General features: G+C 72.8%; 17 protein-coding genes. 5 read left to right on the forward strand and 12 right to left on the reverse strand.

Annotated elements, in window-relative coordinates; translation table 11 throughout:
* Positions 1-146 precede the first annotated feature (146 nt).
* The 5 genes from glmS to H7827_RS08935 form a co-directional block, all read right to left on the reverse strand.
* The gene (glmS, locus tag H7827_RS08915) at positions 147-1,967 is read right to left on the reverse strand and encodes a glutamine--fructose-6-phosphate transaminase (isomerizing) (protein WP_386532812.1); all 1,821 of its coding nucleotides are present in this window, start codon (positions 1,965-1,967) and stop codon (positions 147-149) included.
* 92 nt (positions 1,968-2,059) lie between these two features.
* A complete protein-coding gene (locus H7827_RS08920; RefSeq protein ID WP_030737162.1) occupies positions 2,060-2,338 on the reverse strand; it encodes a hypothetical protein in 279 nt (92 codons plus the stop codon).
* A gap of 72 nt (positions 2,339-2,410) precedes the next feature.
* On the reverse strand, positions 2,411-3,244 hold the full coding sequence (locus tag H7827_RS08925) for an ABC transporter ATP-binding protein (RefSeq protein WP_432743999.1): 834 nt from the start codon (positions 3,242-3,244) through the stop codon (positions 2,411-2,413).
* A 1-nt stretch (position 3,245) separates the two neighbouring features.
* Positions 3,246-4,349, reverse strand: a complete 1,104-nt coding sequence (locus tag H7827_RS08930) for a FecCD family ABC transporter permease (protein WP_432744001.1) — start codon at positions 4,347-4,349, stop codon at positions 3,246-3,248.
* The gene (locus H7827_RS08935) at positions 4,346-5,419 is read right to left on the reverse strand and encodes a FecCD family ABC transporter permease (RefSeq protein ID WP_030737170.1); all 1,074 of its coding nucleotides are present in this window, start codon (positions 5,417-5,419) and stop codon (positions 4,346-4,348) included. Before H7827_RS08935 ends, H7827_RS08930 begins: the two co-directional genes overlap by 4 nt.
* 121 nt (positions 5,420-5,540) lie before the next feature.
* Here H7827_RS08935 and H7827_RS08940 point away from each other — a divergent pair, with 121 nt between their 5' ends.
* Together H7827_RS08940 and H7827_RS08945 are read left to right on the forward strand one after the other, a co-directional pair.
* Positions 5,541-6,548: an ABC transporter substrate-binding protein gene (locus H7827_RS08940; RefSeq protein ID WP_432744004.1), complete on the forward strand. Its 1,008-nt coding sequence runs from the start codon at positions 5,541-5,543 to the stop codon at positions 6,546-6,548.
* Positions 6,549-6,582: 34 nt separating this feature from the next.
* Positions 6,583-7,245: a hypothetical protein gene (locus H7827_RS08945; protein ID WP_432744007.1), complete on the forward strand. Its 663-nt coding sequence runs from the start codon at positions 6,583-6,585 to the stop codon at positions 7,243-7,245.
* Between the two features lie 35 nt (positions 7,246-7,280).
* Here the strand turns inward: H7827_RS08945 and H7827_RS08950 are convergent, their stop codons facing one another.
* From H7827_RS08950 to H7827_RS08970, 5 genes are all read right to left on the reverse strand, one after another.
* Positions 7,281-8,177: a DUF4429 domain-containing protein gene (locus H7827_RS08950; protein ID WP_386532827.1), complete on the reverse strand. Its 897-nt coding sequence runs from the start codon at positions 8,175-8,177 to the stop codon at positions 7,281-7,283.
* Positions 8,178-8,279: 102 nt separating this feature from the next.
* Positions 8,280-9,437, reverse strand: a complete 1,158-nt coding sequence (locus H7827_RS08955) for an acyl-CoA dehydrogenase family protein (RefSeq protein WP_432744009.1) — start codon at positions 9,435-9,437, stop codon at positions 8,280-8,282.
* A gap of 3 nt (positions 9,438-9,440) precedes the next feature.
* The gene (locus tag H7827_RS08960) at positions 9,441-10,388 is read right to left on the reverse strand and encodes a hydroxymethylglutaryl-CoA lyase (protein ID WP_432744011.1); all 948 of its coding nucleotides are present in this window, start codon (positions 10,386-10,388) and stop codon (positions 9,441-9,443) included.
* Positions 10,385-12,400 carry an acetyl/propionyl/methylcrotonyl-CoA carboxylase subunit alpha gene (locus tag H7827_RS08965; protein WP_432747959.1) on the reverse strand — a complete coding sequence of 672 codons (2,016 nt, stop codon included), beginning with the start codon at positions 12,398-12,400 and terminating at the stop codon, positions 10,385-10,387. The genes H7827_RS08960 and H7827_RS08965 overlap by 4 nt, the downstream gene beginning before the upstream one ends.
* Positions 12,401-12,429: 29 nt before the next feature.
* Entirely contained in the window at positions 12,430-14,061 is a 1,632-nt protein-coding gene (locus H7827_RS08970; protein WP_432744013.1) for a carboxyl transferase domain-containing protein, read from the reverse strand.
* An 89-nt stretch (positions 14,062-14,150) separates the two neighbouring features.
* On the opposite strand from H7827_RS08970, the gene H7827_RS08975 reads away from it, so the two are divergent.
* The 3 genes from H7827_RS08975 to H7827_RS08985 all read left to right on the forward strand — a co-directional run bounded on the left by H7827_RS08975 (position 14,151) and on the right by H7827_RS08985 (position 17,585).
* Positions 14,151-14,771 carry an SACE_7040 family transcriptional regulator gene (locus H7827_RS08975; RefSeq protein ID WP_432744015.1) on the forward strand — a complete coding sequence of 207 codons (621 nt, stop codon included), beginning with the start codon at positions 14,151-14,153 and terminating at the stop codon, positions 14,769-14,771.
* Positions 14,772-14,909: 138 nt separating this feature from the next.
* Complete coding sequence (locus tag H7827_RS08980) at positions 14,910-16,379, forward strand: alpha/beta hydrolase (protein ID WP_432744017.1); 1,470 nt, start codon at positions 14,910-14,912, stop codon at positions 16,377-16,379.
* A gap of 255 nt (positions 16,380-16,634) precedes the next feature.
* Complete coding sequence (locus H7827_RS08985; protein WP_432744019.1) at positions 16,635-17,585, forward strand: linear amide C-N hydrolase; 951 nt, start codon at positions 16,635-16,637, stop codon at positions 17,583-17,585.
* Between the two features lie 14 nt (positions 17,586-17,599).
* On the opposite strand, the gene H7827_RS08990 is transcribed toward H7827_RS08985, so the two are convergent.
* Positions 17,600-17,839: a transposase gene (locus tag H7827_RS08990; protein WP_432744021.1), complete on the reverse strand. Its 240-nt coding sequence runs from the start codon at positions 17,837-17,839 to the stop codon at positions 17,600-17,602.
* A 107-nt stretch (positions 17,840-17,946) separates the two neighbouring features.
* Positions 17,947-18,570 carry a TetR/AcrR family transcriptional regulator gene (locus H7827_RS08995; RefSeq protein WP_432744023.1) on the reverse strand — a complete coding sequence of 208 codons (624 nt, stop codon included), beginning with the start codon at positions 18,568-18,570 and terminating at the stop codon, positions 17,947-17,949.
* Positions 18,571-18,630 lie beyond the last annotated feature (60 nt).

The raw sequence follows: 18,630 nt of genomic DNA on the forward strand, positions 1-18,630 counted from the left end.
ACCCGGCGGCGGCTGTCCCCCACGCCGGCGTAATGGGCGACGCCGGCGCGAGATGGCGGCCCCCGGGGGTGCGTATGGTGGCACGCACCCCGTCCGGGGGCCGCCGCTCTGTCCGCTTCGCCGCGAGGACGCCGCGGTGAGCGCGTCTACTCCACGGTGACGGACTTGGCCAGGTTGCGCGGCTTGTCGATGTCCCGGCCCAGCGCCAGCGCCGTGTGGTACGCCAGCAGCTGCAGCGGGATGCCCATCAGCACCGGGTCCAGCTCGGGCTCGTTGCGCGGCACCACGATGGTGTCGTCGGCCTTCTCCTGCTCGCTGTGCGCCACCGCCAGGATTCGCCCGCTGCGGGCCTTGATCTCCTCCAGGGTGGCCCGGTTCTTCTCCAGCAGGTCATCGTCCGGGATGATCGCGACGGTCGGGGTCGCGGGCTCGATGAGCGCCAGCGGGCCGTGCTTCAGCTCGGAGGCCGGGTACGCCTCGGCGTGGATGTAGGAGACCTCCTTGAGCTTCAGGGACGCCTCCTTGGCCACCGGGTAGCCGCGCACCCGCCCGACGAACATCATGCTCTTGGCGTCGGCGAAGTCGGCCGCCAGCTTGGCGATGCGCGGCTCGTCCGCGAGGACCTCGGCGATCTGGGCGGGCAGCTTGCGCAGCCCCTCGATGATCCGCTTGCCGTCGGAGACCGACAGGTCCCTGATCCGGCCCAGGTGCAGCGCCAGCAGCGCGAAGGCCACCGCCGTGTTGGTGAAGCACTTGGTGGACACCACGCACACCTCGGGCCCGGCGTGCACGTACACGCCGCCGTCCGTCTCGCGGGCGATGGCCGAGCCGACCACGTTCACCACGCCCAGCACCCGGGCGCCCTTGCGCTTGAGCTCCTGCACGGCGGCGAGGGTGTCGTACGTCTCGCCGGACTGGCTGACCGCGATGTACAGGGTGTCGGGGTCCACCACCGCGTTGCGGTAGCGGAACTCGCTGGCCGGCTCGGCGTCCGCAGGGATGCGGGCCAGCTCCTCGATCAGCTGGGCGCCGATCTGACCGGCGTGGTAGGCGGAGCCGCAGCCCAGGATCTTCACCCGGCGCATGGTGCGCGCCTCGCGGGCGTCGAGGTTGAGGCCACCGAGCCGCACGGTCGCGAAGCGGTCGTCGATCCGGCCGCGCAGCACGCGGTCCACGGCCTCCGCCTGCTCGGCGATCTCCTTGTGCATGTACGTGTCGTGGCCGCCCATGTCGTAGCTCTCGGCCTCCCACTCGACGGTGGTGGGCGCGGCGGAGGTACGGGAGCCGTCCGTGGTGTACGTGCGGTAGTCGTCGGCCTTGAGAGTGGCCATCTCGCCGTCGTCCAGGGTGATCACCTGGCGGGTGTGGCTGATGAGCGCGGCCACGTCGGAGGCGACGAACATCTCCTTCTCGCCGATGCCCAGGACCACCGGGGAGCCGTTGCGGGCGACCACGATGCGGTCGGGGAAGTCGGCGTGCAGCACGGCGATGCCGTAGGTGCCCTCCACGTAGCGCAGCGCCTCGCGGACCTTCTCCTCCAGCGTCTGCGACTGGGCGCGGGCGATGAGGTGCGCGAGGACCTCGGTGTCGGTGTCGGAGATCAGCTCGACGCCGTCCGCGGTGAGCTTGGCGCGCAGGTCGCCGGAGTTGTCGATGATGCCGTTGTGGACGACGGCGACCCGCTGTGCGGCGTCGGTGTGCGGGTGGGCGTTGATGTCGTTGGGGGCGCCGTGGGTGGCCCAGCGGGTGTGGGCGATACCGGTGGTGCCGGCGAACCGTGCGGGGACCTTGGCCTCCAGGTCGCGGACCCGGCCCTTGTTCTTGACCGTCTTGAGGCCGCCGCCCTTGCCGCTGCTGTGGATGGCGATGCCGGCGGAGTCGTAGCCCCGGTATTCGAGGCGCTGCAGGCCCTCCAGGAGGAGGGGGGCGACATCCCGCTTCCCGATATATCCGACGATTCCACACATAAGGGGTGTCCTCCTGGCTGGTTGATTCCTGCGGGCGGGCGGTGGGGCGGCGCGTACGGTGTACGGGTCCGGCGGGCGCGGTACGGCGGCGGTCAGCCGTACACGATCCGCCGCAGCTGTCGTATCGACAGTCGCGGCGGGGCCACCGCCCGGTGCGTCAGCTCCTCGGCGATCCGCTCGAAGATCACCGGATTGGTCAGTCCGTGTCCCTGGAGCTCGCGGTGCCGACGGCGCGTGTACTCCTCGATGGTCTCGTCGAAGTACGCGAGCACATCGAGGACGACACGCGCGGCCTCACCCCTGGCGAGCGGCGTGCTGCGCACCAGGTGATCCACGAGGTCCTCGTGCGAGGACGTCCGACGTTCGAGCACCCCTCGATAGTGCGGATCAAGGACGGTTTCCGCAACAAATCTGCCCGATATCGGGCAGGGAGGTGGCGTTTCTCATTCCCGGGCGGCCAGCTCGGGGATGACCAGCGGGGTTCCGGCGACCGGGCACGGGATCACGGCGGCCCGCAGCCCGAACACCTCCCGCACCAGCTCGGGGGTGACCACCTCGGCCGGCGGGCCGGCCGCCGCCACCTTCCCGTCCCGCATGGCGATCACGTGATCGGCGTACCGGCAGGCGAGGTTCAGCTCGTGCAGCACCATCACCACGGTGCGTCCGCGCTCCCGGTTGAGCCGGGCGACCAGCTCCAGCACATCCACCTGGTGGGCGAGGTCCAGATAGGTGGTGGGTTCGTCCAACAGGAGCACCCCGGTGTCCTGGGCCAGCGCCATCGCGATCCACACCCGCTGCCGCTGGCCCCCGGACAGGGCGTCGAGGGAGCGCTCGGCCAGCTCCGTCGCCCCGGTGGCCGCCAGCGCCGCGTCCACCGCCTCCTCGTCGGCCGCCGACCACTGCCGCCACCAGCGCTGGTGCGGGGTACGGCCGCGGGCCACCAGGTCCCGTACGGTGATGCCGTCCGGGGCGGCCGGGGACTGCGGCAGCAGCGCCAGACGCAGCGCCACCTCCCGGGCGCCCAGGGCGGCGATGTCCCGGCCGTCCAGGTGCACCGCCCCGGCGGCCGGCTTCAGCAGCCTGGCCAGGGCGCGCAGGGCGGTGGACTTGCCGCAGGCGTTCGGCCCGACCAGCACCGTCACCTTGCCGTCCGGGATCCGCAGATCGAGGTCCTCGGCGACGACGTGGTCCCCGTACTCCAGGCGCAGCCCGGTCGCACCGAGGTGCGCCGCCCCGGTGTCCGCGGCGTCCGTCGTGGTGGTGGTCTCGGCGGGCATCTCAGCCTCCCCTTCCGGCCCGGTTGGAGCGGGCGAGCAAGAACAGCAGGTACGGGGCGCCCACGGCGCCGGTGACGATGCCGACCGGCAGTTCGGTCGGGGCGAGCACCAGCCGCCCGGCGAGGTCGGCGGCCAGCATCAGGACGGCGCCCATCAGCCCGGAGGTGAGCAGCGGCACCCCGGCGGTGCCGGCGACCCGGCGGGCGATCTGCGGGGCGCCCAGGGCCACGAAGGCGACCGGGCCCGCCACCGCGGTCGCCACCGCGGCCAGGCAGGTCGCGGCGATCAGCAGCACGACGCGCGCCCGGTGCAGCCGCATGCCCAGGCTGAGCGCGGTGGAGTCGTCGAACTGGAGCAGCTGGTAGGGGCGGGCCAGCGCGAAGGTGAGGGGCACCAGGATCAGCAGCGCCCAGCCGACCCACGCGACGTGCGACCAGCTGCGGCCGTTGAGCGAGCCGGTGAGCCAGACCATGGCGCGCGCGGCCTGGTCGATGTCGGCGCGGGCCAGCATCCAGCGGGTGAGCGCGGCCAGCGCCCCGGCGGCGGCGATGCCCACCAGGACGAAGCGGTAGCCGGTGATGGTGCCGCCCCGGTAGGCGAAGGCGTAGATCACGGCGGCGGTGAGCAGCGCGCCGCCCAGCGCCCCGAAGGGCACGGCGCCGAAGGTTCCGGCGCCCGCCGCGGTGACCCCGCCGAACAGGATGGTGGCCACCGCGCCGGCCCCGGCACCGGCCGAGATCCCGATGAGGTCGGGGGAGGCCAGCGGGTTGCGGGTGACGGCCTGGTAGACGGCGCCCGCCATACCGAAGGCGAGCCCGGCCAGTACGGCGGTCAGGGCACGGGGCAGCCGCAGCTTGTGCACGACGAGATCGGCGGCCCCGTCCCCGTACCCGAACAGCGCGCCCAGCACGTCGCCGGGCGGGATGGCGTAGGTGCCCAGGGAGACGGAGGCGGTGAAGGCGGCGAAGCCGGCGAGCAGCAGCGCCAGGACGGTGGTGACCACCCGCACCGGTACGCGCAGCCCGAAGGGCCCGGCCTCGGCGGTCAGCGCGGTACGCGGGCCGGTACGGGTCCCGGGCTTCGGCGGGGCGCCGGTGCGGCTCATCGGGTGTGCTCCCGCAGCTTGCCGCGCTTGACCATGACTGCCAGGAAGGGGGCGCCGATGACGGCGGTGATCACTCCGGCCTCCAGTTCTCCGGGCCTGGCCACCACCCGGCCGATGACGTCGGCGGTCAGCAGCAGGACGCCGCCGCCCAGCGCCGAGCAGGGGATCAGCCAGCGGGCGTCCGGGCCGGTGACGGCGCGGACCAGATGCGGGATGACGAGGCCGACGAAGGTGACGGGGCCGGCGGCGGCCACCGCGGCGCCGGTCAGCACGATCACGGCGACCGCGCCCAGCGCGCGGGTGGTGCGCACCTTGGCGCCGAGGGTGGTGGCGAGGTCGTCGCCGAGCGCGAGGGCGTTGAGCCGCCCGCTGAGCGCGATGGCCAGCACCAGGCCGATGACGACGAACGGCGCGAGCTGCGGACCGAGTGCGGCGTCGCGCCCGGCGAGCGAGCCGACGGCCCAGGAGCGGTACTGGTCCAGGGTGTTGACGTCGAGCAGGACCAGCGCGCTGGTGAACGAGCCGAGGAAGAGCGTCACGGCCGCGCCGGCCAGGGCGAGTTTGGCGGGGGTGGCGCCTCCGTAGCCGGTGCCGCCGACGGTGTAGGCGAGCAGTCCGGCGAGGGCGCCGCCGAGAAAGGCGAACCAGATGTACTGGTAGGAGTGGGTGAGCGAGAAGAGTCCGATGCCGGCCGCGACGGCGAAGGCCGCTCCGGCGCTGACCCCGATCAGGCCCGGGTCGCCCAGCGGGTTGCGGGTGATGTCCTGGGCCACGGCCCCGGCGGCGCCGAGCGCGAGACCCACCAGCAGGCCCAGCACCGTACGCGGGAGACGCAGGTCGCGCACCACGACGGCGTCGCCTTCGCGGCTTCCGGTGAGCGCGGCCAGCACATCGCCGAGCGCGACCGGTTTGCTGCCGATGGCGAGGGAGGCGAACACGGCGGCGACCAGGGCGAGCAGCAGCACGAGCAGCGCGACCGTACGGGCCGGGCGGCCGCGGCCGGGCGGGGGCGGGGCCGGCGGCGCCTGGACGGCGTCGGCGGTACTGGCGGAGGTGTCGGACACGCCCACAAGGTAAGGCAAGCCTGACTTGTGCGGTTCGCCACCCCCGTCTTCCGCCGGTCACCGAACGCTGGCTATGCTCACAGCGCCCTTACCAAGGCAAGCCTTACCTAAAACGAAAGAGGGACCCGTGACCACCCCCCTGCGGCGCCGCTGGCGCCACCGCGTCGGCGCCTTCGCGCTGATGACCGCGCTGGCCGCCGGGCTGGCCGGCTGCGGGTCCGACGGCGGATCCCCGGCCGCCGACAACGACAACAGCGCCGCCGGTACCGGTCCCGGCGACGCGTCGTTCCCGCGCACCCTCACCCACGACAAGGGCAGCACCGAGATCCCGGCCGCGCCGCAGCGGATCGTGGCGCTCGACAACAGCCTGGTCGAGGCGGTCGTGGCGCTGGACGGCAACCTCGTGGCCGGCGTCGGCGGCTACCGCAACCTGGACGGCTTCCCCGCGTACCTGGGCGACGCCGTCAAGGACACGGTGGACGTGGGCCCGCTGGAGAGCCCCAACCTGGAGCAGATCATGCTCCTGGAGCCCGATCTGATCATCTCCGCGACCGTGCGCCACGACGAGCTGTACGACACGCTCTCCGACATCGCGCCCACCGTGTTCGTCGCCACCACCGGGCCGACGTGGAAGGACAACATCGCCCTGGTCGGCGAGGCACTGGGCGCGGAGGACCGGGCGGCGGAACAGATCACCGCGTACGAGACCCGGGCGGCGGCGATCGGCGAGGCCGTCAACGCCGCGCACGACAACCCGACCGTCTCGGTCGTCCGGTTCCTCGACGGCCCCACCCGGATCTACCTGCCGCACACCTTCTCCGGCATCATCCTGGCCGACATGGGGCTGACCCGGCCGGAGAACCAGCGCGATCCCGAGGAGTTCACCCTGGAGATCAGCGAGGAGCAGATCGAGCAGGCCGAGGCCGATGTGATCTTCTACACCACGTACGCGGGCGGTGAGGACCGCAAGGAGCGGTTCCTGGCGAACCCGCTGTGGGAACGGCTGAGCGCGGTACAGAACGGCGACGTGTACGAGGTCGAGGACGCCATCTGGATGACCTCGGTGTCCCTGCAGGGCGCGGACCAGGTGCTGGACAACATGGCGGAGATCTTCGGCGTCGACGCGGCGAAGTAGTCCCGGGGACGGACGGCGGGCGGAGAATGCGGGCATGATCCCCCAGCGCTCCGCCCGCCGCCGTCTGACCACCACCGTTCTGCTGCTTCCGCTGCTCGCGCTGCCGCTCACCGCCTGCGGCAGCGAGGGTTCGGCCGCCCCCGCCGCCGAGGCCGCCGACCCGACGCCGGCCGACACCTCCGCCTCGCCCGACGCGCCGGACCCGTCCGAGCCCGCCGAACCGGCGGAGCCGACGACCCCGGCGGACCCCTCCGCCCCCGCGGAGTTCCCCGGCGTGGCCCCGGAGCTGATCTACCTGACCGAGATCCCCGGCTACACCCTGGCGCCGCAGTCGGCGGGGGTCATCGGGGAGGACGGCTGGGGCTGCTCCTACGTCTCCGCCACGGGCGGGACGATCGAACTGCGGGTGGAACGGGCCGAGCCCGGCGCGGCCGACACGGACATCACCGCCGACCGGGCGGCGGGCATCACCGAGTTCCACCGGACCCGCGACGGCGTGCGGATCTCGGTTCTCACGACCGACCCGGACGCCGACCCCGACCTGCTGCGCGCCGCGCTGGAGGCCGCGCATCCCGCCGACGCCGCCGAGCTGGCCGAGGCGCTGCAGCAGGAAGACGGCGGCGCCCCGGTCCGGCGCGGCGACCTCCCGCGCAACGGCGACGGCGCCCCCCTGGATCCGGAGGGCGCCGCCGGCTGAGTCACCGGCACGGTGGCCGGCCGGGTGGTGCTGTCCTACAACCGGTTGATCAGGGCCTTCTTCGCCGCGCCGAACTCCTCGTCGGTCAGGACCCCGGTGTCGTGCAGCTCCCCCAGCTCCCACAGCCGGCGCAGCACCGCGTCCTGCTCGCCGCCCGCGTCCCCGTTCGCCACCAGCAGCGGCTCGGGCTGCGCGGGCGCCGGTACGGAGACGGTCCCCTCCCCGGTGGAGGGGTGCGGCAGCCGGGCGGCCAGCGCGGCCACGAACAGCGCCGACTCGGTGACGTCCTTCACCTCGCGCCAGCCCCACATCACCACGCAGTTGGGGTCGTGGGAGGGCTTGTAGGTGGAGTGCGCGCCCTTGGGGTGCAGCCGGACGAAGCCGTTCTCTATCCGCGGCGGCGCCCACTCGACGGCGGCCAGATCGCTCAGCGCGATGACCCGGGCGCCGCTGTTCTTCTTGATGTCGTCCGCGCCCCAGCCCCAGTCGATGCGGATCTGTGCGCCGTCGAAGGTGGCCTCACCGTCCGAGGCGTGCAGCGTGATGGGGACCTGGGGCCCCGGCAGCAGATAGCGGTCGGTGGCGGTCGCGGGGACCTGTGCGGTCCGCAGTGCCCCGGTGATCTCGGCCGCCAGTTCCCGGGCGGCGTCCGCCCGGTCGTGCGGCACCTCCAGCAGGTACGGATCGGCCACGGCCGGCAGCTTGCCGCCGGTCGCCTGTGTCAGCGGATCCGCGCCCTCCCGCAGGCGCAGTCGCAGTCTGTCGTGCTTGCGCCCGGGCTCGAAGGAAACCTCCGCCACCGCCTCCAGCGGCACGGTCAGCTCCCCCAGAGCGGTGCGCAGCGCATGCACCCCCTTCCCTTGCCCGGGCACGATGCGCAGCACCGAGCCGTCGAAATACCAGTTACCGGCTCGCTGGGTGATCTCAGCCATGTCACCAGATTGTGCCAGCAGGCCCCGAACGCCAAATTCTCCCCACCACCTACCCCACGGACCCCGCCGTGGGACAGGCGCACCACCGTCCGGCGAAGGGGGTCAGACAAGCCCGAGTTCCCGGGCGATCAGCATGCGCTGGACCTCGCTCGTGCCCTCCCCGATCTCCAGGATCTTCGCGTCGCGCCACATCCTGGCGACCGGGTACTCGTTCATGAAGCCGTAGCCGCCGTGGATCTGGGTGGCCTCCCTGGCGTTGACCACGGCCACGTCCGAGGAGTGCAGCTTGGCCATCGCCGCCTCCTTCTTGAACGGCTCGCCCGCCGTCAGCCGGGCCGCCGCGTCCCGCCAGGCCAGCCGCGCCGTGTGCGCCCGCATCTCCATGTCGGCCAGCTTGAACTGGATGGCCTGGTTGGCGCCGATCGGGCGGCCGAACGCCTCCCGCTCCCCCGCGTACCGCACCGACTCGTCCACGCAGCCCTGCGCGAGCCCGGTGCCCAGCGCCGAGATGGCGATCCGGCCCTCGTCCAGGATCCGCAGGAACTGGGCGTACCCGCGGCCCTCCTCCCCCAGCAGGTTCTCCACCGGCACCCGGACGTCGGAGAAGGACAGCTCCCGGGTGTCGGAGGCGTTCCAGCCGACCTTGGAGTAGGCGGGGGCCACCGTGAAGCCGGGGGTGCCGGCGGGCACGATGATGGTGGAGATCAGCGGGGAGCCGTCCGGCTTGCGTCCGGTGACGGCGGTGACCGTGACGAGCCCGGTGATGTCGGTCCCGGAGTTGGTGATGAAGCTCTTGGTGCCGTTGATCACCCACATGTCCCCGTCCCGCACCGCAGTGGTACGGGTGCCCCCGGCATCGGAGCCGACGCCGGGCTCGGTCAGCCCGAAGGCGCCCAGCATCTCGCCCGAGCACAGCTTCGGCAGCCAGCGTTCCTTCTGGTCGGCGGTGCCGTAGCGGTAAATCGGCATGGCCCCCAGCGAGACGCCGGCCTCCAGAGTGATGGCCACCGAGGAGTCCACCCGCGCCAGTTCCTCCAGGGCCAGGCACAGCGCCAGGTAATCGCCGCCCATGCCGCCGTACTCCTCGGGGAACGGCAGCCCGAACAGCCCCATGGCGGCCATCTCGCGGACGATCTCGTACGGGAAGGCGTGGCGTTCGTAGAACTCCCCGATCCTCGGGGCCACCACGTCGTGGGCGAACGCCTCCACGGTGCGGCGCAGTTCTTCGTGCTCCGGGGTCAGGCGGTGGTCCAGTGCCATGGGTCAGGACTCCTTGTGGGAGAGCGCGCGTACGGTGCGCGAGGGGCTGGGCCGGCCGAGGTGTGAGGCCAGCCAGTCACTGGTGGCGACGAGTCGCCGCAGGTCGACGCCGGTGTCGATGCCCAGGCCCTGGAGCATCCACAGCAGGTCCTCGGTGGCGAGGTTGCCCGTGGCGCTCTTGGCGAACGGGCAGCCGCCGAGACCGCCCGCGGAGGCGTCGACGGTGGTGACGCCGTGCCGCAGGGCGGTGAGGGTGTTGGACAGGGCCTGGCCGTAGGTGTCGTGGAAGTGGACGGCGAGCCGGCCGGGCGGCACCCCGGCCTCCCCCAGCGCGCCGAGCAGCGCGGTGACCTGCCCCGGGGTGGCGACCCCGATGGTGTCCCCGAGGCTGATCTCCTCGCACCCCAGGTCGAGCAGGCGCAGCACCACGCGCACCACCTGAGCGGCCGGTACCGGCCCCTCCCAGGGGTCGCCGAAGCACATGGACAGGTAGCCGCGCACCGGGACCTCGGCGCGCAGCGCGCGGCTCACCACCGGCTCGAACATGGTGAGGGTCTCGTCCACCGTGCGGTTGAGGTTGGCCTGGGCGAAGGACTCGGTGGCGCTGGCGAACACCGCGATCTCGCGGACGCCGAGCGACAGGGCGCGGTCCAGGCCGCGTTCGTTGGGGACCAGTACGGGCAGCCGGACGGCGCGGTCGCCGAGGTCCGCCAGCAGCGGCATCAGCTCGGCCGCGTCCGCGAGCTGGGGGACCCAGGCGGGGTGGACGAAGCTGGTGGCCTCGACGGTGGTGAGCCCGGCGTCGGCCAGCCGGTGGATGAACTCGGCCTTGACGGCGACGGGGACGATCGTCTTCTCGTTCTGCAGGCCGTCCCGGGGGCCCACCTCGTGGATGCGGACGCGGGCGGGCAGACCCGCGTCGGGGACGCGCATGGGGAGTTCGCCGGTCACGGGGTCTCCTCGTCCTGGTGGGCGGCGACGACGGCCAGCACCTGGTCCATGGCGACGGTGCTGCCGGCGGTGACGTCGAGGGCGGTGACGGTGCCGGCGTGCGGGGCGGTGATGAGGTGTTCCATCTTCATGGCCTCGACGACCAGCAGGGTCTGCCCGGCGCTCACCTCGTCGCCGGCCGCCGCCTTGACGACGGTGACGGTGCCGGGCATCGGCGCGGTGAGGGCGTCGGCGCCGGCCTCGGTACCGCCGCGCGCCGCGGCGGCCAGCGCGTCGTAGGGGCGCGGCTGCCAGCTGTCCCCGTCCCGGCCGAGCCATCCGTCGGCGTACGCGAAGTGATACGTGTACCCCTCATATTCGAGGTGGACGTCCGCCTCGCCGGGCGCCGACAGCAGCCGGGCGGGCACGGGGTCGGCGTCCCCGATCCGTACCTCGCCGGGGCGCACGCGCACCGTGACGGGCTCCCGCCCCGGCACCCGCAGCGGATGCGGTGTCCAGGCCGGTTCGGCGCCCAGCCGCCACCCGGACGGCGCGGCGAACGGGTCGCTCCAGCCGGTGCCGGGATCCGGGGCCGGCTCCAGCGCGGCGTGCGCCAGCAGCGCCGCCGCCGCGTACACCTCCCGCGGCACCTCCTGCGGCACCAGCTCCGCAGCGTCCGCGTCCACCAGCCCGGTGTCCAGTGCGCCCGCCACCACCCGCTCGTCGGCCAGCAGCCGGCGCAGGAAGCCGGCGTTGGTGTCCACGCCCAGCACCACCGTGGCACCCAGCGCGGCCCGCAGCCGGCCCAGCGCGGCGGCCCGGTCGGGGCCGTACGCGATGATCTTGGCGAGCAGCGGGTCGTACGCCGTGCCGACCTCGCCGCCGGCGCCCGCGCGCAGCCCGGAGTCCACCCGTACCCCCTCCCCCGCCGGCTCGCGCAGCAGCAGCACCCGCCCGGCCGAGGGCAGGAAGTCCACGTGCCGCCGCCCGTCCGCGTCCTGCGCGACGCGCGGCGTCTCCGCGCACAGCCGGGCCTCCACCGCGTGCCCGGTGAGCGTGATCCGATCCTGGTCCAGCGGCAGCGGCTGCCCGGCGGCGACCCGCAGCTGCCACTCCACCAGGTCGATCCCGGTGACGAGTTCGGTGACGGGGTGCTCGACCTGCAGGCGGGTGTTCATCTCCATGAAGCAGTACGCGCCGGGGTCGGCGCCGGGGACGATGAACTCCACCGTGCCCGCGCCCCGGTAGCCGCAGGAGCGGGCGGCGGCGACGGCGGCCTCGCCCATGGCGGCGCGGGTGGCCGGATCCAGCAGCGGGCTGGGCGCCTCCTCGATGATCTTCTGGTGGCGGCGCTGGAGGGAGCACTCGCGTTCGCCGAGGTGGACGACGTTGCCGTGGTCGTCCGCGAACACCTGGATCTCGATGTGGCGCGGCCGGTCGATCCAGCGTTCCACCAGCAGGGTGTCGTCGCCGAAGGCGGCCAGCGCCTGCCGCCGGGCGGCGCCGATCTCCTCCTCAAGGCGGGCCTCGTCGCGCACCAGCCGCATGCCCTTGCCGCCGCCGCCCGCCGACGGCTTCAGCAGCACCGGCATGCCCAGCTTGCGGGCGGCGGCGGCCAGTTCGGCCCCCGAGGCGCCGGGCACCACCGGGACCCCGGCCGCCGCGACCGTCTCCTTGGCACGGATCTTGTCGCCCATCAGCGCGATCGCCTCGGCCGGCGGGCCCACGAAGGTGAGCCCGGCGGCGGTCACGGCCCGCGCGAAGGCGGCGTTCTCGGCGAGAAAGCCGTAGCCGGGGTGGACGGCCGCGGCCCCGGTGCGGCGCGCCGCCGCCAGCAGCGCCTCGATCGACAGATAGCTGTCGGCGGCCGGGGCCGGGCCGATGCGTACCGCCGTGTCCGCCTCCCGCACGTGCCGGGCCCCGGCGTCCGCGTCGCTGTACACGGCGATGGCGCGGATGCCCAGCCGGCGCAGGGTGCGGATGATCCGCACCGCGATCTCGCCCCGGTTGGCGACCAGCACGCTCTCCATCATCACGTTCGCTGCCACTGCTGCTCCCTCATTCACATCCGGAAGACGCCGTAGCCGGGCTCGCCCAGCGGGGCACCCGCGCACACGGTGAGCGCCAGGCCGAGGACCGTACGGGTCTGCAGCGGGTCGATGACGCCGTCGTCCCACAGCCGGGCGGTGGCGTAGTAGGCGTTGCCCTGGGCCTCGTAGCCGGCCCGGATCGGCTCCTTGAACGCCTCCTCCTCGGCCTCCGGCCATTCCTCGCCGCGCGCGGCCAGCTGGTCGCGCTTGACGGTGGCCAGGACGGAGGCGGCCTGTTCGCCGCCCATCACGGAGATCTTGGCGCCGGGCCACATCCACAGGAAGCGCGGACTGTACGCCCGGCCGCACATCGAGTAGTTGCCGGCCCCGTAGCTGCCGCCGATGACGACGGTGAGTTTGGGGACGCGGGCGCAGGAGACGGCGGTGACCATCTTGGCGCCGTGCTTGGCGATGCCGCCGGCCTCGTACGCCCGCCCCACCATGAAGCCGGAGATGTTCTGCAGGAACAGCAGCGGGATGCCGCGCTGGTCGCACAGTTCGATGAAGTGGGCGCCCTTCTGGGCGGATTCGGAGAACAGGATGCCGTTGTTGGCGATGACGCCGACCGGGTGGCCGTGGATGCGGGCGAATCCGGTGACCAGGGTGGGGCCGTAGCGTTCCTTGAACTCGTGGAAGCGGGAGCCGTCCACCAGCCGGGCGATGACCTCCCGCACGTCGTAGGGGGTGCGCGGGTCCGCGGGGACCACCCCGTACAGGCCCTCCTCGTCGACGGCCGGCGGCTCGGGCGCGGTGACCTCCCAGGGCGGCGCGGGCGCGGCGGGGAGGGTGGAGACGATGCTGCGGACGATGCGCAGCGCGTGGGCGTCGTTCTCGGCGAGGTGGTCGGTGACGCCGGAGGTCTTGGTGTGGACGTCGCCGCCGCCCAGTTCCTCGGCGGTGACGACCTCGCCGGTGGCGGCCTTCACCAGGGGCGGGCCGCCCAGGAAAATGGTGCCCTGGTCGCGGACGATGACGGCCTCGTCGCTCATGGCCGGGACGTAGGCGCCGCCGGCCGTGCAGGAGCCGAGCACGGCGGCGATCTGCGGGATGCCCGCGCCCGACAGCCTGGCCTGGTGGTAGAAGATCCGGCCGAAGTGGTCGCGGTCGGGGAAGACCTCGTCCTGCATCGGCAGGAACGCGCCGCCGGAGTCGACGAGATACAGGCACGGGAGCCGGTTCTCCAGGGCGATCTCCTGGGCGCGCAGATGCTTCTTGACCGTCATCGGGAAGTACGCGCCGCCCTTGACGGTGGCGTCGTTGGCGACGATGACGGCCAGCCGTCCCGAGACCCGCCCGATGCCGGCGATCACCCCGGCGGCGGGGGCCTGCCCGTCGTACATGCCGTCGGCGGCGAGGGGGGCCAGTTCCAGGAAGGGCGAACCGGGGTCCAGGAGGGCGTCCACCCGGTCGCGGGGCAGCAGCTTGCCGCGGGCGGTGTGCCGCGCGCGTGCGCGTTCGCCGCCGCCGAGCCGGGCGGTGGCCAGTTTCTCGCGGAGCCGGGCGGCCAGCTCCCGGTGGGCGGCCTCGTTGGCGCCGTACGCCGCCGAGGCGGGGTCTGCGGCGCTGGTGAGCACCGGTGCCTGCGGAGTCTGTGCCTGCCGCATGATCGCTCGGCCTCCCTTACCAGCTGTGCGGAATGGTGTGCCGAGCGTCAGGTTAACGCTCGCTAACCGGACTGTCTACAATCGGATCCATGAACACGCACGCCGGACCCGCCGGAACCCGCAGAGAACAGATCCTGCGCGAGGCGTCCCGGCTCTTCGCCGAGCACGGCTTCCTCGGCATCGGGGTCGACCAGATAGGGGCGGCGGTCGGCATCAGCGGACCGGCGCTGTACCGGCACTTCGCCGGCAAGGAGGCCATGCTCACCGAGCTGCTGGTGGGCATCAGCAGCCGGCTGCGGGACGGCGGACGGCAGCGGGTGGCCGAGGCCAGGGCGGCCGGGCTGCCGCCCCGCGAGGCACTGGACGCGCTGATCGCCGGGCACATCGACTTCGCGCTGGACGACCGGGCGCTGATCACCCTGCACGACCGGGAGCTGAACCGGGTGCCGGAGGCGGACCGCAAACAGGTGCGGCAGCTTCAACGGCAGTACGTGGAACTGTGGGTGGAGATCGTGCGCGAGGTGCATCCCGGCCTGGCCGAGGCGGAGGCGCGGACGGCCGTCCACGCGGTCTTCGGCCTGCTGAACTCCACCCCGCGCCTGGTGCGGCCGGGCGCCGCGCCGGACCGCGAGACGACGGCGGCCCTGCTGCACCGGCTGGCGTCGGGGGCCTTCGAAGCGGCGGGCGGAGCAGCCGCTCCCGGGGGTTAGCCCCCGGGGAACGCACCGGGCCGCCCCCTGCCGCGGTGATCGACTTGCTCCTAGCGTCGAGTGGGCCGATCGGCCCTCCGGATCCGACCGGAGGAATCGAACGGACCCATCTCGACACAGGAGAGGACCTGACCACCCATGCGAACCACCAAGGCCGCCACGCTGTGCCTGGCGCTGGCCGCACTGGCCCTGGCCGGCACGGCCTGCGCCACCGGGGCGGCGGCCCCCTCCCCGCTCACCGCCTTCGAGGAGCAGGAAGTGCGCTGGGGCGCCTGCCCCGACGGCTACGCACATCTGACGCGGGCCGGCGGCACCTGCGCGGAACTGACCGTTCCGCTGGACCACGCCGATCCGGACGGGGCCACCATCACGCTGGCCCTCTCCCGGCTGGAGGGCGCCGGTGACACGGCGGACCGGGGTGTCCTGCTGAGCAACCCGGGCGGCCCCGGCGGCCCGGGGCTCGACCTTCCGCTGTGGCTGCGCGAAACGCTGGGGGACGCGGCCGACGGCTACGACCTGATCGGCTTCGACCCCCGGTTCACCGGCGCCAGCACCCCGCTCGACTGCACACCGGGTGAGCCGCGCGAGATCCCGGAACGGACCACACCACGCGCCGACTTCGACCGCGCGGTGTCCGCCGCCGAGGACACCGCCCGCCGCTGCCAGGAGCACGGGGACAACGCGACCCTGCTGCCGCACGGCACCACCGCCGCCGTCGCCCGCGACATGGACGTGATCCGCGCGGCGCTCGGCCGGTCCGAGCTGTCGTTCTACGGAGTCTCCTACGGCGCCGATCTGGGCGCCGTCTACACCCAGTTGTTCCCGGACCGGGCGGGCCGGATCGTGCTGGACAGCTCCACCGATCCGGCCGCGACCCAGTACGAACTGCTGAGGGACGCCGGCGCATCCGCCGAGGCGGCGCTGGAGCCGGAGACGGCGCGCGTCCTGCGGGAAGTCCTGGAGCACGCGGAGCGGACCCCGTTCACCGTGGGCGCCTACCGGGTGGACGCCGCAACGCTGCGGCTCGTCGTGCGGCAGCTCTCCCAGAACGAGGAGCACGACCCGCTGCTGGCCGCGGCCGCCCGCGATCTGGCGCGTGCGGCCGCCGGCGAGTCCGTCGAAATGGGGCCGGAGCTGGAGATGTGGCTCGCGCTCCTGAACTCCCCGGACCTCGACGAGATCTTCGCGGTGCCGAGCTTCACCATGTGCGCCGACCCAGGCTGGCCGGCCGGCGGCTTCCCGCGCGAAGCCGAGGAGTACTGGCGCAGCATCGAGGAGCGGCGCGCCACCGAGCCGGTGTTCGCCCCGGTCGCGGGCGCCGTCTCCGCCTGCGCCTTCTGGGCGGAGCCGCGCGGCGAGAAGGTCGCCATCGGGAACGACGTGGAGCTGCTGATGCTCCAGGCACGCGGCGATGTCAACACCCCGTACCCGGGCGGGGTGGCCCTGCACGAGCGGCTGACCGGCTCCCGGCTGCTCACCGCCGAGCTGCGCGCACACGGTGTCTACGGGCGCGGCGCGGACGGCCTGACCCCGGTGCCGTGTGCCGACGAAGCGGTGAACGCCTACTTTGGGGACGGCACGCTGCCGGCGGCCGACCTCAGCTGCTAGGTGTGTTGTCCCGGGACGTTGGCGTGGACATCGGGCGGGGGTGCCCCGACCGATTCCCATGGGGGTCGCTTCGGCTGTCACCCGTCGCCCACAGACGTCCTGGGGACACGCGTCTACGCCCCGCGCCCGGAGCCGTGCGAGCCCAGAACCGATTGAGTGAACATCGGTCGGGTCGACCACCCGAGCCACCATCTGGCGCCCACAATTCCCACCATGTGCACACGAATCCTCTGGTCATCGCAAGGTCACTCCCGCATGGCGCAAGGCGGCCCCGCCAAGGGCAACGTCCTGGTCGCGCGGAGCATGGACTGGTACCAGGAGACGGACACGATCCTGGCGGTGCGCCCGCGCGGTGTGGAGCGCCAGAGCATGCCCAGCACCCCCACGCTGCCGGGCAACTTCACCTGGACCTCGCAGTTCGGCAGCGTCGTCGCGCTCATGTACCGCGAGGCCGCCGTCGACGGCGTCAACGAGGCGGGGTTCCAGGTCAGCGGGCTGTACCTCTCCGAATCGGACTACGGCGACCGCGACCCGTCACGCCCCGGGCTGGAGCTCTACTGGGCGATCCAGTGCCTGCTCGACTGCTTCGACAACGTCGCCGACGCGGTGAAGAGAATCGAGAAGGACAACATCCAGCTCATCCCGAAGGACCTCGGAGGCAAGCCCGGGACCGGCCACCTCTCGCTCGCGGACAAGGACGGCAACTCGGCCATCATTGAGTTCCGCGACGGCAAGGCCGTCGTGCACGAGGGCAAGCAGTACACCGTGATGGCGAACTCCCCGTGGTACGAGCAGCAGCTGGAGCTGAAGGAGCGTTACGAAGGTCTCGGCGGCGACCAGCCGTTGCCGGGTGGCGTCGACTCGCCGGACCGCTTCGCCCGCGCCGCTTACTACTCCGCGCAGCTTCCGAGCACCTCGGACGCGCGCCAAGCCGCGGCGTACATGTTCAGCGTGATCCGCAACGCCTCCGCCCCGTTCGGCACGGCGGACGAGGTGCGGCCGAACATCTCGACCACCCGCTGGCGCACCGTCGCCGACCTCACCGAGCGCCGGTACTTCTACGAGTCCACCACGAGCCCCAACGTGGTGTGGGTCGAGCTGTCCCAGCTGGACTTCTCCGAGGGCAACCCGGAACTGCACCTCGATGTGGTGGAGGAGCCCGACCACGTCGGCAACGTCACCGACGAGTTCGTCCCGGCCGGATAGGTCTCATGCGGCGGTCATGCCGCTGGCCAGGGTGCGAGCTTGAGCACGAGGGCAGCGGCATGCTCCGCCTGTGGGTCGAGCCGTGGGGAACCGATCACTGGATGCGTCCGGGTGCGGAGTTCACGTTGGCGGCCGAGGCGGAACCGGAGCGGTCGGCGTCGGCGTTCCTGGACGGTCTTCCATGGACCGAACCGTTCGGGCAGGTCACGCCACCGCACCGCGGTGCGCACCCGGTGCGGAATCCCGTCGGTCACCTGCCGGTGGTCCCGTCACCGGTCTACGACGCCTGTTGCCGACCGGCAGGAACGGCCGCAGCCGTTCCCACTCGGCATCACGCGGATCACCCCGTCCCATGACCACATCAATGAGTCGGCCCCGGAGCGGTCACGTGATCGGCCGGACAGTCGCCGGGGCCGGCCCGCAGGCCGAGCAGGTCCAGGGAGAGCTTGCGGGCCGCCTCCGCGAGCTCCTCGTCCGTCGCGTCCAGGTCCCGGCCCGCCATCATGCTCATCTGCACGGTCAGCAGCGCGAGCCGGGTGCGCAACTGCTCCTCCAGGGGGGCGTCCGGGTCGGTGACCGCGTCGAACAGCAGCTGGAAGCGCTGGAACATGCCCTCACGGCCCGGCTTCAGCTCGCGCAGGGTGTGCTGGTTGGCCATGGCGAAGCGGAACATCCGCACACCCTGCCGGGCGGTCAGCGCGCTCCAGCGCTCGATGACCTCGCGGCGCAGCTCGGGGCCGCGCGGCTGCTTGCCCGCCCAGTCGATGAGCTCGTCGACGGCGGCCAGCTGCCGGCTGAGGAGCGAGACGACGATGTCCTCTTTGTTCGTGAAGTGGTAGTACAGGGCGGCCTTGGTGATGCCGAGCCGTTCGGCGATCTCCCGCATCGAGGTGGCTTCGTAGCCGCGCTCGGTGAAGAGGTCCAGGGCGACCTCCTGGATCCTGGCCTTGGTGTCCTGCCCCGACCGGCGCCCCGCGCCTGCCATGACTACCGCCCTTCGCCGCTTCTTTACCGGCACCTTGCCCGAACGCCTGTTGCACACCCT

It is taken from the genome of Streptomyces sp. JH002 (genome assembly GCF_050916115.1).
GTDB classification, from domain to species: Bacteria; Actinomycetota; Actinomycetes; order Streptomycetales; family Streptomycetaceae; genus Streptomyces; species Streptomyces xiamenensis.